This is a genomic window from Enterobacter cloacae complex sp. P18RS, assembly GCF_014982105.1.
Taxonomy (GTDB): Bacteria; Pseudomonadota; Gammaproteobacteria; order Enterobacterales; family Enterobacteriaceae; genus Enterobacter; species Enterobacter hormaechei_C.
In genome coordinates this window covers 1-207 of sequence record NZ_JADCKV010000042.1, presented here as the reverse complement: position 1 = coordinate 207, position 207 = coordinate 1, and the positions used below count along the sequence as shown (strand labels likewise).

The window sequence follows — 207 nt, the reverse complement described above, 5'->3', positions numbered from 1 at the left end:
ATACCGACCAGCGCGCCCTGAATCTGTCCCATCGATTTGCGCGTGGCCTCGCGGGGCGAAAGCCCTTCCTCGCTCATGATGCGCTCAACGTTTTCCACCACCACGATGGCATCATCCACCAGCAGACCGATGGCCAGCACCATGGCGAACATGGTCAGGGTGTTGATGCTGTAACCGAAGGCATACAGCACCGCAAAGGTACCCAGC

General features: G+C 59.4%; 1 protein-coding gene. It reads right to left on the bottom strand.

Going from position 1 to position 207, the window contains the following annotated elements; all coding sequences use genetic code 11:
- Window positions 1-207 (bottom strand): efflux RND transporter permease subunit (locus tag INF61_RS22295; RefSeq protein ID WP_193548129.1); only part of this gene is annotated, 207 nt, incomplete at both ends.